14 protein-coding genes are annotated in these 14,334 nt (G+C 44.2%); all 14 read left to right on the plus strand.

The window, feature by feature from the left end; translation table 11 throughout:
• Window positions 1–422 precede the first annotated feature (422 nt).
• Window positions 423–2,201 carry an aspartate--tRNA ligase gene (gene aspS, locus AB4180_RS10045; protein WP_009846368.1) on the plus strand — a complete coding sequence of 593 codons (1,779 nt, stop codon included), beginning with the start codon at window positions 423–425 and terminating at the stop codon, window positions 2,199–2,201.
• Window positions 2,202–2,370: 169 nt separating this feature from the next.
• On the plus strand, window positions 2,371–2,892 hold the full coding sequence (gene ruvC / locus AB4180_RS10050) for a crossover junction endodeoxyribonuclease RuvC (protein WP_009846369.1): 522 nt from the start codon (window positions 2,371–2,373) through the stop codon (window positions 2,890–2,892).
• A gap of 194 nt (window positions 2,893–3,086) precedes the next feature.
• The gene (locus tag AB4180_RS10055) at window positions 3,087–4,547 is read left to right on the plus strand and encodes a methyl-accepting chemotaxis protein (protein ID WP_102250076.1); all 1,461 of its coding nucleotides are present in this window, start codon (window positions 3,087–3,089) and stop codon (window positions 4,545–4,547) included.
• 92 nt (window positions 4,548–4,639) lie between these two features.
• Window positions 4,640–5,251: a Holliday junction branch migration protein RuvA gene (ruvA, locus tag AB4180_RS10060; protein ID WP_009846371.1), complete on the plus strand. Its 612-nt coding sequence runs from the start codon at window positions 4,640–4,642 to the stop codon at window positions 5,249–5,251.
• A 103-nt stretch (window positions 5,252–5,354) separates the two neighbouring features.
• Window positions 5,355–6,371, plus strand: a complete 1,017-nt coding sequence (gene ruvB / locus AB4180_RS10065) for a Holliday junction branch migration DNA helicase RuvB (RefSeq protein WP_009846372.1) — start codon at window positions 5,355–5,357, stop codon at window positions 6,369–6,371.
• A gap of 551 nt (window positions 6,372–6,922) precedes the next feature.
• Window positions 6,923–8,509 carry a cytochrome ubiquinol oxidase subunit I gene (cydA, locus tag AB4180_RS10070; protein WP_009846373.1) on the plus strand — a complete coding sequence of 529 codons (1,587 nt, stop codon included), beginning with the start codon at window positions 6,923–6,925 and terminating at the stop codon, window positions 8,507–8,509.
• Between the two features lie 13 nt (window positions 8,510–8,522).
• Window positions 8,523–9,659, plus strand: a complete 1,137-nt coding sequence (gene cydB, locus AB4180_RS10075; protein ID WP_009846374.1) for a cytochrome d ubiquinol oxidase subunit II — start codon at window positions 8,523–8,525, stop codon at window positions 9,657–9,659.
• 31 nt (window positions 9,660–9,690) lie between these two features.
• Window positions 9,691–9,798, plus strand: coding sequence for a cytochrome bd-I oxidase subunit CydX (cydX, locus tag AB4180_RS10080; protein WP_000270284.1), 108 nt, complete (start codon window positions 9,691–9,693; stop codon window positions 9,796–9,798).
• The gene (ybgE, locus tag AB4180_RS10085; protein ID WP_102250075.1) at window positions 9,791–10,093 is read left to right on the plus strand and encodes a cyd operon protein YbgE; all 303 of its coding nucleotides are present in this window, start codon (window positions 9,791–9,793) and stop codon (window positions 10,091–10,093) included. The genes cydX and ybgE overlap by 8 nt, the downstream gene beginning before the upstream one ends.
• 172 nt (window positions 10,094–10,265) lie before the next feature.
• Entirely contained in the window at window positions 10,266–10,703 is a 438-nt protein-coding gene (gene ybgC, locus AB4180_RS10090) for a tol-pal system-associated acyl-CoA thioesterase (RefSeq protein WP_102250074.1), read from the plus strand.
• Entirely contained in the window at window positions 10,693–11,376 is a 684-nt protein-coding gene (tolQ, locus tag AB4180_RS10095; RefSeq protein WP_009846377.1) for a protein TolQ, read from the plus strand. Before ybgC ends, tolQ begins: the two co-directional genes overlap by 11 nt.
• A 3-nt stretch (window positions 11,377–11,379) precedes the next feature.
• Window positions 11,380–11,823, plus strand: coding sequence for a protein TolR (gene tolR / locus AB4180_RS10100; RefSeq protein WP_004736481.1), 444 nt, complete (start codon window positions 11,380–11,382; stop codon window positions 11,821–11,823).
• Between the two features lie 13 nt (window positions 11,824–11,836).
• The gene (tolA, locus tag AB4180_RS10105; protein ID WP_102250073.1) at window positions 11,837–12,904 is read left to right on the plus strand and encodes a cell envelope integrity protein TolA; all 1,068 of its coding nucleotides are present in this window, start codon (window positions 11,837–11,839) and stop codon (window positions 12,902–12,904) included.
• 12 nt (window positions 12,905–12,916) lie between these two features.
• Window positions 12,917–14,269, plus strand: coding sequence for a Tol-Pal system beta propeller repeat protein TolB (gene tolB, locus AB4180_RS10110; RefSeq protein WP_009846380.1), 1,353 nt, complete (start codon window positions 12,917–12,919; stop codon window positions 14,267–14,269).
• Window positions 14,270–14,334 lie beyond the last annotated feature (65 nt).

A 14,334-nucleotide genomic window follows, 5' to 3' on the forward strand; every position in this document is an offset into this window, starting at 1 on the left:
TAACGTAGTAGAAATGACCAGCAAACGCTGCCCGAAGGGTTCGGCTAAAAGCGTTTTACTCTTTGTTGAGGGAGATTTGCTTAGAATGACTAGGCTACTTCTCCCTCGCCGCGATTAAAACGCTTTTATCTCGAACGAAATTTAACCACGAAAGGTCAACGCGCCCTAAAATCTACTTTACGAGAGTTTTGCTGATTAAGGTACTTTCGAGATATAATTATCGCAATTTTTTCGGTTTTGATGAATCTTTGCGCACTTGATGGGCTAAAAAGCAGCAAAGCCAGATAAAACACAATAAATTCGAATGTGGAAGGTCGATTTTAAGCGAGTTTCCGCGTATAAATGTTCCTTTGCTCTGTTGTGTGGAATGACCACTGACAGCTTGGAAATTAGTAAATAATTAAGAGATTGGGAAATTCATTATGCGTACCCATTACTGTGGTAACCTGAACAAGTCCCTGGCGGGACAAACTGTAGAATTGTGCGGCTGGGTAAACCGTCGCCGTGATTTAGGCGGTCTTATCTTTATCGATATGCGAGATCGTGAAGGCGTCGTTCAGGTTGTTGTCGATCCAGATATGAAAGATATCTTTCCGATCGCTAACCAACTGCGTAATGAATTCTGTATCAAATTTACTGGTGAAGTACGTGTTCGTCCTGACAGCCAAGTAAATAAAGATATGGCGACGGGTGAAGTTGAGCTTTACGCAACTGGCCTTGAGATCATCAACCGTTCAGAAGCGCTTCCACTAGACTTCAACCAAACGAACTCTGAAGAGCAGCGTCTTAAGTACCGTTACATCGATCTTCGTCGTCCAGAAATGAGCGACCGTATCAAGCTTCGTGCGCGTGCTTCTAGCTTCGTTCGTCGTTTCCTAGACGAGAACCTATTCCTAGACATCGAAACGCCAGTACTAACGAAAGCGACACCTGAAGGCGCTCGTGACTACCTAGTACCAAGCCGTGTTCACAAAGGTAGCTTCTACGCACTTCCTCAATCTCCTCAGCTGTTCAAGCAACTGCTGATGATGTCTGGTTTTGACCGTTACTACCAAATCGTTAAATGTTTCCGTGATGAAGATTTACGTGCTGACCGTCAGCCTGAATTTACTCAAATCGATATCGAAACATCTTTCATGACTTCTCAAGAAGTACGTAACGTAACTGAGAAGCTTGTTCACGATATGTGGAAAGAACTTCTAGATGTTGAACTAGGTCAATTCCCAGTAATGCCTTTCTCTGAAGCGATTCGTCGTTTCGGTTCTGATAAGCCAGATCTACGTAACCCACTAGAGTTAGTTGACGTTGCTGACTTGGTTAAAGACGTTGAATTCAAGGTGTTCTCTGGCCCAGCTAACGACGAAAAAGGTCGCGTAGCAGTTATCCGTGTTCCAGGTGGTGCTAAGCTAACTCGTAAGCAAATTGACGGTTACGCTGAACACGTAAACATCTACGGCGCGAAAGGCCTAGCTTGGATGAAGGTTAACGACCGTGCTGCAGGCATGGAAGGTATTCAATCTCCAGTTGCTAAGTTCCTAAGCGAAGACGTAATCAACGGTATTTTAGATCGCACTCAAGCTGAATCTGGCGATATCATTCTGTTTGGCGCAGACAAAGCGGGCATCGTTGCTGAAGCAATGGGCGCACTTCGTATCAAGCTAGGTGATGACTTAGAGCTAACAGACAAGAAAGCGTGGGCTCCACTGTGGGTTGTTGACTTCCCAATGTTCGAAGAAGACGGCGAAGGTAACCTACACGCAATGCACCACCCATTCACATCGCCACTAGGTGTGAACGCGGAAGAGCTAAAAGCGAACCCAGCAGCAGCAAACTCTGATGCATACGACATGGTAATCAACGGCTACGAAGTAGGCGGTGGTTCGGTACGTATTCATAGCGCAGAAATGCAAACGGCTGTGTTCGGTATCCTAGGTATTGAAGCTAAAGAGCAACAAGAGAAGTTCGGCTTCCTACTTGAAGCACTTAAGTACGGTACGCCACCACACGCAGGTCTAGCATTCGGTCTTGACCGTCTAGCTATGCTTCTTTGTGGTACAGAGAACATCCGTGATGTTATCGCATTCCCGAAAACAACAGCTGCAGCATGTCTACTAACAGATGCGCCAAGCCTAGCAAACCCAGCATCACTGGAAGAGCTAGCAATCGCTGTTAAATTGGCAGAGAAGAAAGAGCAAGCGTAAGCCTGTTATCTTTCTCGTTGATGAAGAGATCCTAGTTGATAGAGAGCTCTTAATTAATTAGTCAAGATTTGTGAGTAAATTAGAAAATGCCCGTTAATTTGACGGGCATTTTTTTTTGCGTTCGATATACTAAGCTGAAAAGCATGTATAAATAATCAGTATTGAAGTTATGTCTATTATCTTAGGGATTGACCCTGGCTCTCGCATTACCGGCTATGGCGTGATTCGTCAAAATGGTCGCCATCTATATTACTTAGGTAGTGGTTGTATTCGTACTTCCGAAAAAGAACTGCCAGGTCGACTAAAACAGATTTACGCTGGCGTGAGCGAAATCATCACTCAGTTTCAGCCAGATGTGTTTGCGATCGAGCAGGTTTTCATGTCGAAGAACGCTGATTCTGCACTTAAGCTTGGACAAGCTCGTGGTAGTGCGATTGTGGCAGCGGTGAATGCGGATTTACCCGTTCATGAATATGCGGCTCGTTTGATCAAACAAGCGGTGACAGGTAATGGTGGTGCTGATAAGTCGATGGTTCAGAATATGGTGATGAGCATGCTCAAGCTACCTGCCAAACCACAGGCTGATGCTGCCGATGCTCTCGGCGTAGCGATCACTCACGCTAACACCAATAAAACCTTGGTTGCACTGGCAGGTAAAGCGACAGGTGCGAGAAAAGGACGCTACCGTTAATCCCCCTATCGCTTTCTAGAAGTTTTCTTTCGATGAGCCTTACGCCCCGTTTGGCTCATATCAAAACAATACGCACCTAAATCCTTGATGAAATGAGATCTTTCGAACAGAACCCAGATAATAACATTGCGTATCATTTAACATGTTATTAACATTGGTCGGAGGTCTTACAAGTTAATCAAGGATGATCACTGATGAACCCAATCAAGCTGTGGCGCGCGCTGTTTCTACCTAAAAGCAATGGCTGGAGTAACAACGAAGTCAGACAAGTCGATATCTTATTACTCTTCACTTTTATCGCATTCTTCGTGGGTGTCTATAGCTTAATCAAGTGGACTAAGCACGAAGAGCAACTTCTGATCGCCACATCTGTATTTCTTATCGTATTCGAACTGATCTCTGCACTGCTACTTCGTGTGACGAGTAAGCCGAGCCTTGCACTTAACTTTGGTTTTGTCGGCATGGCTGTTCACGCGTTGAACATCATCTATCAAAGCGGTGGAGTTGTGGCTTCCACTCAAGCTTATTGGGTGCCTTTGTTAGTGGTCGCTTTTTTCTTATCAGGAACACGAATTGTGGCTTTGGTATGGAGTGGACTGGTTATCGGTGTTTCATTAGTGATGACCTCAGCACATCTCAATGGATTTGCATTTCCGCAGTTAGTACTTACTCCTGAAGCGGTAATGGTTGAAACGTGGTCTGGTGTGATTATGCCGCTGGTGGTGATTTGCATTGCTCAAGCATTTACTGCGAAACAGAAAGAGGTGGCCATCGAAATGGCAGAGGATGCGATTTCAGAAAGCCAACACGTTGCCAATCAAGCGACGCAAAGTGAAGGTCGGCTCTCTATCGTGCTCGACCAAGCCAATTCGAATTCAGAGAGTCTGCAAGGTGTTTCGGTTTATTTGGATCAGCAGTCACAAGACTTGCATACTCAAGTTGAGGTGTTGAACATCAATTGTGAATCTCAAGCAAGCGCTGCAGAAGAGATGAGCCAACAACTCCATCAAATGACTCAAGGCATCGAAGAATCCAATTCATTTGTGGGTGAACTAAAAGAGCGCAGCGAAGCGGTTGGCACTAAAGCGCAAAAGAGCTCAGAGTCACTAGAAGCGTCAACCGATGCGATCAGCCAGATTATTCAAAGTAATCAAGAGATAATGAAAGTCGCTGATTTGATCACTTCGGTTGCTGAGCAAACCAATCTATTAGCACTCAACGCGGCAATCGAAGCGGCTCGTGCTGGTGAGCAAGGACGAGGGTTTGCTGTCGTCGCTGATCAAGTGCGAGAATTATCGGCGAAAAGCAGTCATTCCGCGATAGAGATTCGAACTTTGTTAGACCGAAGTAAAGAGGAAGTGGAGCATGGCAGAGCAATCATTGAAACCACGGCCAATGAAATGAACGGGATTATCTCCGAGGTGCAAACCATCTCGACCGACGTTAACCAACTGACTAATATTATGGCGATGCAGATGAATTCGTTAAAAGAGCTCGATCTCGCCAGTTCAGAAGTTGCCCAAAGTGTGGCGGAAACTAAATCGGTGTCAGGCTTAGTCGCTAATTATGGTTCTGAGCTAACAGGTCATGTGACTTCGGTTAAAGAACTGGTCGCGAGCTTGAACTGCGTGGTCTCGCAAGCCAAGCAAGTCTAAATAATTCACTTCAAAAAACACAAAGAACTGGATAAGTATCCAGTTCTTTTATATTCTGTCCTCCAAATTAAATTCCATCAAGAGAGTGAATTGTGATTGGACGTCTCCGCGGTACATTAATAGAAAAACAGCCACCAGAATTATTGATTGAAGTCAGTGGTGTTGGTTATGAAGTTCAAATGCCAATGAGCTGTTTTTATGAGTTACCAAACGTAGGCGAAGAAGCAATTATCTACACTCATTTTGTGGTACGTGAAGATGCTCAGCTACTTTATGGTTTTAACACGGTTAAAGAGCGCGCCTTGTTCCGTGAAGTGATTAAAGCGAATGGTGTCGGTCCTAAACTTGGTCTTGGGATTCTTTCAGGCATGACCGCTAGCCAATTCGTTCAAAGTGTTGAACGAGAAGATATCTCAACGCTGGTTAAACTGCCGGGTGTTGGTAAGAAAACCGCAGAACGTCTGGTCGTTGAAATGAAAGACCGCCTGAAAGGGTGGGGCGCAGGTGACCTGTTTACACCTGCAACAGATGCAGCGCCAATGGACTCTATGCCAACGGTGCACGACGCGGAAGAAGAAGCGGTAAGTGCACTACTTGCATTAGGCTACAAGCCGACCCAAGCTTCTAAGGTGGTTTCTCAAGTGGCTAAAGATGGCATGACAAGTGAACAATTGATTCGCGAAGCACTAAAGTCGATGGTTTAATACCTCATATACTTGTTCTACAAAATAGACTCATTCACTTTGCCTTTACACAGAGTCAAGAAGCGCAGAGTCAGGAAGAGCAGAGTTAGGAATAACAGAATTTATGATTGAAGCCGATCGCCTGATTGCACCGGATAATCCGGTCTTTAAAGATGAAGATGTCATTGATCGCGCAATACGCCCTAAAGCACTTGCCGACTATCAAGGTCAGGATCACGTCCGTGGTCAGATGGAAATTTTCATCAAAGCAGCACAAATGCGTAATGAGGCGCTCGATCATTTGTTGATATTTGGTCCTCCAGGCTTGGGCAAAACCACATTGGCAAACATTGTTGCTAATGAAATGGATGTGAACATTCGTACCACTTCAGGACCTGTATTAGAAAAAGCAGGTGACTTGGCGGCATTGCTGACCAACCTTGAAGAAAATGATGTTCTATTCATTGATGAGATCCACCGCCTTAGTCCTGTGGTTGAAGAGGTGTTGTACCCGGCAATGGAAGATTACCAATTAGATATCATGATTGGTGAAGGCCCAGCGGCACGTTCTATCAAGATCGACCTCCCTCCTTTCACTTTGATTGGCGCAACCACTCGTGCTGGTTCACTGACATCGCCGTTGCGTGACCGTTTCGGTATTACTCAGCGTCTTGAGTACTATAAAGTTGAAGATTTACAAAACATCGTTCAACGAAGTGCTGATTGTCTTGGTCTTTCTATGGAATCGCAAGGGGCGTTAGAAGTTGCTCGTCGAGCTCGTGGTACGCCACGTATTGCTAACCGTTTGCTGCGCCGTGTTCGTGACTATGCGGAAGTGAAAGGCGATGGACATATTTGCCCAGAGGTTGCTGATAAAGCGCTAAACATGTTGGATGTCGATGCTAAAGGTTTCGACTACATGGATAGGAAGCTTTTGCTTGCGATTATGGAGAAGTTTGGTGGTGGCCCGGTTGGTATAGACAACATGGCTGCGGCGATTGGTGAAGAGAGAGATACCATAGAAGATGTGTTAGAACCTTACTTGATTCAGCAAGGTTATCTACAAAGAACGCCAAGAGGTCGAATCGCGACCGACAGGGCGTATTTACACTTCGGCATCGATAAACCATCTAATCGTTAATTTATTCATTTTTAAAGATCCCAGTTGCATAAGCGCTGGGATTTTTTGCTTTCTATTGAATAACAACTCTTTGAGCGAGTCGATAAAAAAGCTGAATAGCTCCATCAAAAATGAAAACTTTGATTTCACGTTTGAATTGAGTTACAAAAAATGAAATAAGCTGTCATGTTTTTTGTTAATACTTTATGGGTAGTTGTAATTCATATGTTGATGCGGTGCTGAGCTTTTGTCACAGATATCATATGCTGCTATTAATAGAGACATAATTGGTGTGATTTTAATCATAACTGTTCAAAAATAACTCTAATTTGCTTGAATAAAATTGATACAAATCAACGCAAGGTTCTCCTATAAACCTTTTGAAACATACTGATTTTACCAGTAATATTAGCGCCAGCTATATTAGCTCATGCTTAACAATAATCTAACTATAACGGTACGTTTTTACTACAAATTTCAATTTGTAATAACAATCTCACGAATTGTTTTAACACGGATTTTTGCGGTGAATAATCACACAAGTGTCATTCAGCCGACACAAAGGAGTTACCATGATTGATGTTGTTGATCTGTCGCGATTGCAATTTGCATTTACAGCGATGTATCACTTCCTATTTGTTCCACTGACTTTAGGTATGGCATTTCTACTTGCCATTATGGAGTCAGTTTATGTAATGACTGGCAAGCAAATTTACAAGGACATGACTAAGTTCTGGGGTAAATTGTTTGGTATTAACTTTGCTCTTGGTGTAGCGACAGGCTTAACCATGGAGTTCCAGTTCGGTACTAACTGGTCATACTATTCTCACTATGTTGGCGACATCTTTGGTGCTCCGCTGGCTATCGAAGCGCTTGTTGCATTCTTCCTAGAGTCTACTTTTGTTGGTCTTTTCTTCTTCGGTTGGGACAGATTGTCAAAGCGTCAACACTTAGCGGTAACGTGGTTAGTAGCACTTGGTTCTAACTTCTCTGCGCTTTGGATCTTGGTAGCTAACGGCTGGATGCAAAATCCAGTGGGTGCGGAATTTAACTTTGAAACTATGCGTATGGAAATGGTGAGCTTCGCTGAAGTTGTACTAAATCCAGTAGCACAGGTTAAATTCGTACACACAGTAGCGTCTGGTTACACAACGGGTGCAATGTTCATCCTTGGTATCAGCTCATACTACATTCTTAAAGGTCGTGACCTTGCCTTTGCTCGTCGCTCTTTTGCGATTGCAGCATCTTTCGGCATGGCGGCAATCTTGTCAGTAATCGTGCTAGGTGATGAATCTGGTTACGAGCTTGGTGAAGTTCAAAAAGTGAAGCTAGCAGCTATTGAAGCTGAATGGCACACTGAAGAAGCACCGGCCGCGTTCACTGTATTTGGTGTTCCAAACCAAGAAACCATGCACACAGACTACGCAATTAAGATTCCTTACGTTATGGGTATTATTGCAACACGTTCTTTTGATACAGAAGTAACAGGACTACGTGACTTGCGCGACGATCACGTTGATCGTATTCGTACCGGTATGTATGCGTATGAGTTGCTTGAAAAGCTACGTGGTGGTGACCGTTCAGAAGAGAACAAAGCGGCATTTGATGAAGTAAAAGGTGACCTAGGTTACGGTCTGCTTCTTAAGCGCTACACAGACGATGTTGTTGATGCAACAGAAGACCAAATCCAAATGGCTGCGGATGATTCTATCCCGACAGTTTGGCCTCTATTCTGGTCGTTCCGTCTGATGGTTGCTTGTGGCTTCATCATGCTGTTTGTATTCGGTGCGGCGTTTGTTCAAACGTGTCGTCAGAAGATCGAACAGAAACCATGGGTACTTAAAGCGGCGCTATTCTCAATCCCACTACCTTGGATTGCGATTGAAGCAGGTTGGTTTGTTGCTGAATTTGGTCGTCAACCATGGGCGGTTGGTGAAATCCTGCCGGTTAACGTTGCTGCATCAGCACTGACTATTGAACAGCTTTGGACTTCTCTATTTGCAATTCTTGCACTGTACACAGTGTTCTTGATTGCTGAAGTTTACCTAATGCTGAAATTCGCACGTAAAGGTCCAAGTAGCTTAAAGACAGGCCGTTACCACTTTGAACAAAACGATAACTCTGTTGAAGACAAAGTTAGCCGTTCAGTCGAAGTATAAGTGAGGGAATATTATGTTTGATTACGAAAGCTTACGACTTATTTGGTGGGTATTGATCGGTGTTCTACTGGTTGGTTTCGCCGTAACTGACGGCTTTGACATGGGTGTTGCTGCTCTGTCTCCTGTTATCGGTAAGAGCGACACTGAACGTCGTATTATGCTAAACACGATTGCCCCTCACTGGGATGGCAACCAAGTATGGCTAATTACGGCTGGTGGTGCATTGTTCGCTGCATGGCCATTGGTTTACGCGACGTCTTTCTCTGGTTTCTACTTCGCAATGTACGTGACGCTAGCAGCACTTTGGCTACGTCCACTTGCTCTTGATTACCGTTCAAAGATTGAAGAGCCAAAATGGCGTAAGGCATGGGACTACGCACTTTGCTTTAGTGGCACAGTTCCGCCAATCATCTTTGGTGTAGCGTTTGGTAACTTACTGCAAGGTGTTCCATTCGAACTGAACTACCTGATGATGTCTAAGTATCATGGTACGTTCTTCGCTCTGCTAAACCCGTTTGCATTGCTATGTGGCGTGTTGGCTCTGATGTTGTTCGTGATGCAAGGTGCAACATGGCTTCAAATGAAGACAACAGAAGAACTGCACAGCCGCGCACGTAACGTTGCTCAGATCACTGGCCTAATTGCTATTGCTCTGTTCGTTATCGGTGGTTTCTGGGTTCAATCTATCGAAGGCTATGTAATTACAAGCACGATAGACACGTTTGCTGATTCAAACCCACTAAACAAAGAAGTATCACTTCAAGTTGGTGCTTGGATGACAAACTTCGAAACATATCCAGCAATGTGGGCTGCGCCGATTCTTGGTGTAGTAATGCCACTGCTTGCTGTGATTGCATCTCGCTTTGAGCGTGGTGGTTTCGCATTCTTGTTCTCAAGCCTATCTAACGCTGGTGTTATTCTAACGGCTGGTTTTGCAATGTTCCCATTCGTAATGCCATCAAGCCTGAATCCTAACCATAGTTTGACTATGTGGGATTCAACAGCAAGTGAGCTAACGCTTGGTCTTATGACTGGAGTTGCGGCGGTAATGGTTCCTGTGATTCTTGGCTACACAACGTGGACATACTACAAAATGTTCGGTCGTCTAGATAAGAAACACATCGAAGATAACGACGTTTCAGCTTACTAAGCTAGAAGTTAAATAACTTAGGAGAAATTTTATGTGGTATTTCGCATGGATTTTGGGTGTACTTCTAGCATGTGCATTCGGCATCATCAATGCTCTATGGTTAGAGCATTCAGAAATGATGGATAAAGACAGTGAGTAATCTCGCAGAGCAAATCGCTAAACTGCATCAACCAATGGATAAGACTCTGTTAAGAGCTTTATCTCTAGTATTGGGTTTCATGCATGTAGGTTTAGTGATGTGGGAACCTGAAGCGTATGCGACAAGCATCGGTGGCTTTAACGCGATCATCGGGCCAATGTTCATTTGGGCTGCATGTTCAAGCATGGTTTACGGTATCGGATTTAAGCCGAGAGCTTGGATGTGGCAGGTACTGTTCAGCCCATACGTTTCACTCACAATTTTGCTCTACCTAACGGTGCTGCGCCTTTTATAAAAGGCAAAGGATTTAGGTTCATAACGACGTGAACCTTTATACTTGTTGGGTTTTTAGCCAAAAAGAGGTCATCTTATACAGATGGCCTTTTTTTTCGTCTCTTAAATCAAAAAATTCACAGCGATATACTATTAATGATAAGGAGTTAGGTTATAGTGAGATCTTTATCGTTTTGAATTGTGGTATCAAATTGCAGGGATTATCTAAGCCATTTACGTGGCCAGTGACAGTGTATTACGAAGACACCGATGCAGGTGGTGTTGTATACCATTCAAACTATCTTAAGTTTTTCGAACGCGCTCGAACTGAGATGTTGCGCTCAATTGGCGTCTCTCAGCAAGTCTTGTTAGAACAAAATATCGGTTTTGTAGTCCGACATATGGACATCGATTTTACTCAAGGTGCGCGCCTTGATGATTCTTTACAAGTCATTACAAATATTTACGAGTTGAAGCGAGCTACCTTGGTCTTCTGTCAAGAGATCGTAAATCCTGATGGCAAAGCATTGTGTAAAGCAATGGTTAAGGTAGCATGTATCGACAATCAAAAAATGAAACCCAAAGCAATGCCAACATTTATTCTCACGGAGCTAACGAATAGTGACTGCTGAAATCTCAATCTTAGGCCTAATTTTAGAAGCTAGCTTACTAGTTAAGATGGTCATGCTAATTCTCATGGGCATGTCTGTTGTTTCTTGGGCGATGATCATCAAACGAAGCAAAGTATTATCTCAAGCTACTAAACAAACTGACGTGTTTGAAGATAAGTTCTGGTCTGGTGTTGATCTCGCTAAATTGTATCAGGAGAGTAATAAGCGCAAAGACGAACTCTCTGGTACTGAAGAGATTTTCTACGCCGGCTTCACAGAGTTTGCTCGCCTTCGAAAATCAAATGCAGCGTCTCCAGACTTCATAATGGAAGGCACTGGTCGTGCAATGCGTGTTGCGGTTGCCCGCGAAGTTGATGAACTGGAAACTAACTTACCTTTTTTGGCGACTGTCGGTTCTATCAGCCCATACATCGGCCTATTTGGTACGGTTTGGGGCATCATGCACTCATTCATCGCATTAGGTGAAGTGAAGCAAGCGACATTAGCAATGGTTGCTCCTGGTATTGCAGAAGCACTGATCGCGACAGCAATGGGTCTATTCGCTGCGATTCCAGCAGTAATGGCGTACAACCGCTTCAGCAGCCGAGTAGGCAAGCTAGAGCACAACTACGCGACTTTCTCTGAAGAGTTTCACAGTATTCTTCACCGTCAAGCGATGGCTGGCAGGGAATAATAGATGGCCGGATACCAACCTAAAAAACGCAAAATGACAGCAGAGATTAACGTTGTACCTTACATCGACGTTATGCTTGTTTTGCTGATCATTTTTATGGTGACTTCGCCATTCGTTACTCAAGGCGTAGATGTTGAATTGCCTAAGGCTTCAACGGCTCAGTCTGCACAAGATCTATTGGGTGACGACAATGCGAGCTTTATTATCGTTGAAGTGAACAAAGACGGTGAGCTTGGTTTGAGTGTGAACAACGAAGAAGTACAGCGTGGTTTATCGATGGAAGACATTATCGTCCGAGTGAAAGCTGAGCTGTCTCTTAAGCCAAACTCTCCAGTGGCTGTTGGTGGTGATGCCGCAACGCCTTACGCTGAAGTGGTTTTATTACTTGATGAATTAAGCCGTGCAGGTGTGCCAAAGGTTGGCCTATTAACGGATATAAGGGAATAGCTCCGTAGCATTCATGAAAGCGAATAATAAGAAATCCAATAATTTTAGATCACCGCTTCTTATCTCTCTTGGGCTGCACGTCATCTTATTCGTTGCGCTTATTTGGGGGGCGGATTTCACGATGTCGGAACCAAAGCCTACTGGGCAGATGGTTCAAGCCGTGGTGATTGATCCTCAGTTGGTTCGCCAACAAGCTCAACAGATTCGTCAACAAAGAGAAGCGGCGAGCAAAAAAGAGCAAGAGCGTTTAGATAAACTAAGACGTGAAAGCGAACGACTTGAAAAAAATCGTAAAGCTGAAGAAGAGAACATTCGAAAGCTGAAAGAAAAGCAAGCTAAAGAAGCCAAAGCGGCTCGCGACGCGGAAAAGCGTCGAGTTGAAAATGAAAAGCAACGTAAAGTTGAAGAGGCTCGCTTAAAACAAGAGAAAAAGAAAGCCGCTAAAGCAGAAGCTGATCGTAAGTTGAAAGAAGCCGCGGTTGTGAAAGCAGAGAAAGAACGCAAGGCAAAAGAAGCGGCCATTGCTAAAGCTGAACAAGAACGCGTGGCGAAAGAAAAAGCCGCGAAAGAGGCCGCTGAAAAAGCCCGTAAAGAAAAAGAAGCCGCTGAGCGTGCTGAGAAACAACGTATAGCGAAAGAGAAAGAAGCGGCAGCCGCAGCAGAAAAAGCTCGTAAAGCGAAAGAAGCTGCAGCAAGAGCGGAGAAAGAGCGTAAACAGCAAGAAGCGGCATTGAATGATATTTTTGCTGGGCTTGAAACTGAAGCGACTCAAAACTCTTCAGCTAGACAACAATTTATTAGTGATGAAGCGCAGCGTTATGGTGCTATCTATACCCAACTCATTCAACAAAACTTGTTGTTAGAAGACAGCTACAGAGGTCGTTCATGTCGAGTGAACCTAAAGCTTATTCCAACGGGATCTAATGCGATATTAGGTAGATTGAGTATCTTAGATGGTGACAGTCGCTTATGTGCGGCAACGAAGCGTGCGGTAGCACAAGTGCAATCTTACCCGTTACCTAAGGACCCAGACATTATAAAATCACTGAAAGACATTAACTTAACTGTATCACCAGAGTAAAAGGACGAACTTGTGTTAAAGAAACTATTACTGAGTTTTGTTTTCTTAATAGCTACAAGCAGCCAGTTTGCCCATGCGGCACTGGAGCTGGTTATTACAGATGGTATTAACTCTGCACGACCTATCGCTATTGTTCCTTTCCGTTGGGAAGGCGCAGGGCCATTGCCGCACGATGTGTCAGCAGTTATCGCTTCTGACTTGCAACGCAGTGGTAAATTTAGCCCAGTTGCGACAAGTAAAATGCCTCAAACGCCTTACAGCGAAACCGAGGTGAATTTTGATGCTTGGACTAACCTAGGTGTTGATTCACTGCTAACAGGTAGCATCACTAAAAATGCCGAAGGGCAGTATGTGGTGAACTACCAACTGATCGACATTGTTCGTGGTCAACTGACTAAAGGGCAAAGCCGTGCACTAAGCGATGAAGGCCAATTAGTACTTTCTAAAGATCATGTGCTGTTCAACAAGAAAGCGACAGTGCCTGGTAAACGCTTGAGAGAGTACGCACACCGAATCTCTGATTTAGTGTATGAAGAGCTAACGGGTGAGAAAGGGGCGTTTCTAACGCGTATTTCTTACGTAGTTGTGAACGACAAAGACAAATACCCGTACCAGCTTCGTGTTGCTGACTACGACGGCTTTAACGAGCGTTTGGTGCTTCGTTCTAAGCAACCTCTTATGTCACCAGCATGGTCGCCAGACGGTAAGAAGCTTGCGTATGTGAGTTTCCAAAATGGCCAAGCTGAAATATTCATAATGAATATTTACACGGGTGAGCGCGAGAAAGTGACGTCATACCCTCGTCATAATGGTGCGCCAAGATTCTCGCCAGATGGTAAAACATTGGCGTTGGTATTGTCGAAAACAGGCAGTCTTCAGGTGTACACACTCGACCTTGCTAGCCGTAAGCTGACTCAAATTACCCGCGGTCGTTCTAACAATACTGAACCATTCTGGCACCCAGATGGCAAGTCTCTAATTTTCACATCTGATCGTGGTGGTAAACCACAGATTTATAATGTAAATTTGTCAAATAATTCGACATCTCGTATTACTTGGCAAGGTAGCCAAAACTTAGGTGGCCAGATCACCCCTGACGGACGATTCCTGATTATGGTTAATCGTAGCAATTCGGGTTTTAACTTGGCTAAACAAGATTTGGAAACCGGTGCGGTTCAGGTGCTAACAAAAACATTGTTAGATGAATCTCCAAGTATTGCACCGAATGGAGGTATGGTTATCTATAGCTCTATTTACAATAAAACAAACGTACTATCGATGGTTTCTATCGACGGTCGTTTTAAGGCTAGATTACCGGCAACGAACGGACGCGTAAGAGCGCCTTCGTGGTCACCGTTTCTCTAGTTGATTTGATACATTCTTTTAGCTATTGATAGTGTTAACTATTGTGGCATTTAACTATCTATAGC

The sequence above is a fragment of the Vibrio sp. 10N.286.49.C3 genome (assembly GCF_041469545.1).
In the GTDB taxonomy this organism is placed as follows: domain Bacteria; phylum Pseudomonadota; class Gammaproteobacteria; order Enterobacterales; family Vibrionaceae; genus Vibrio; species Vibrio tasmaniensis_A.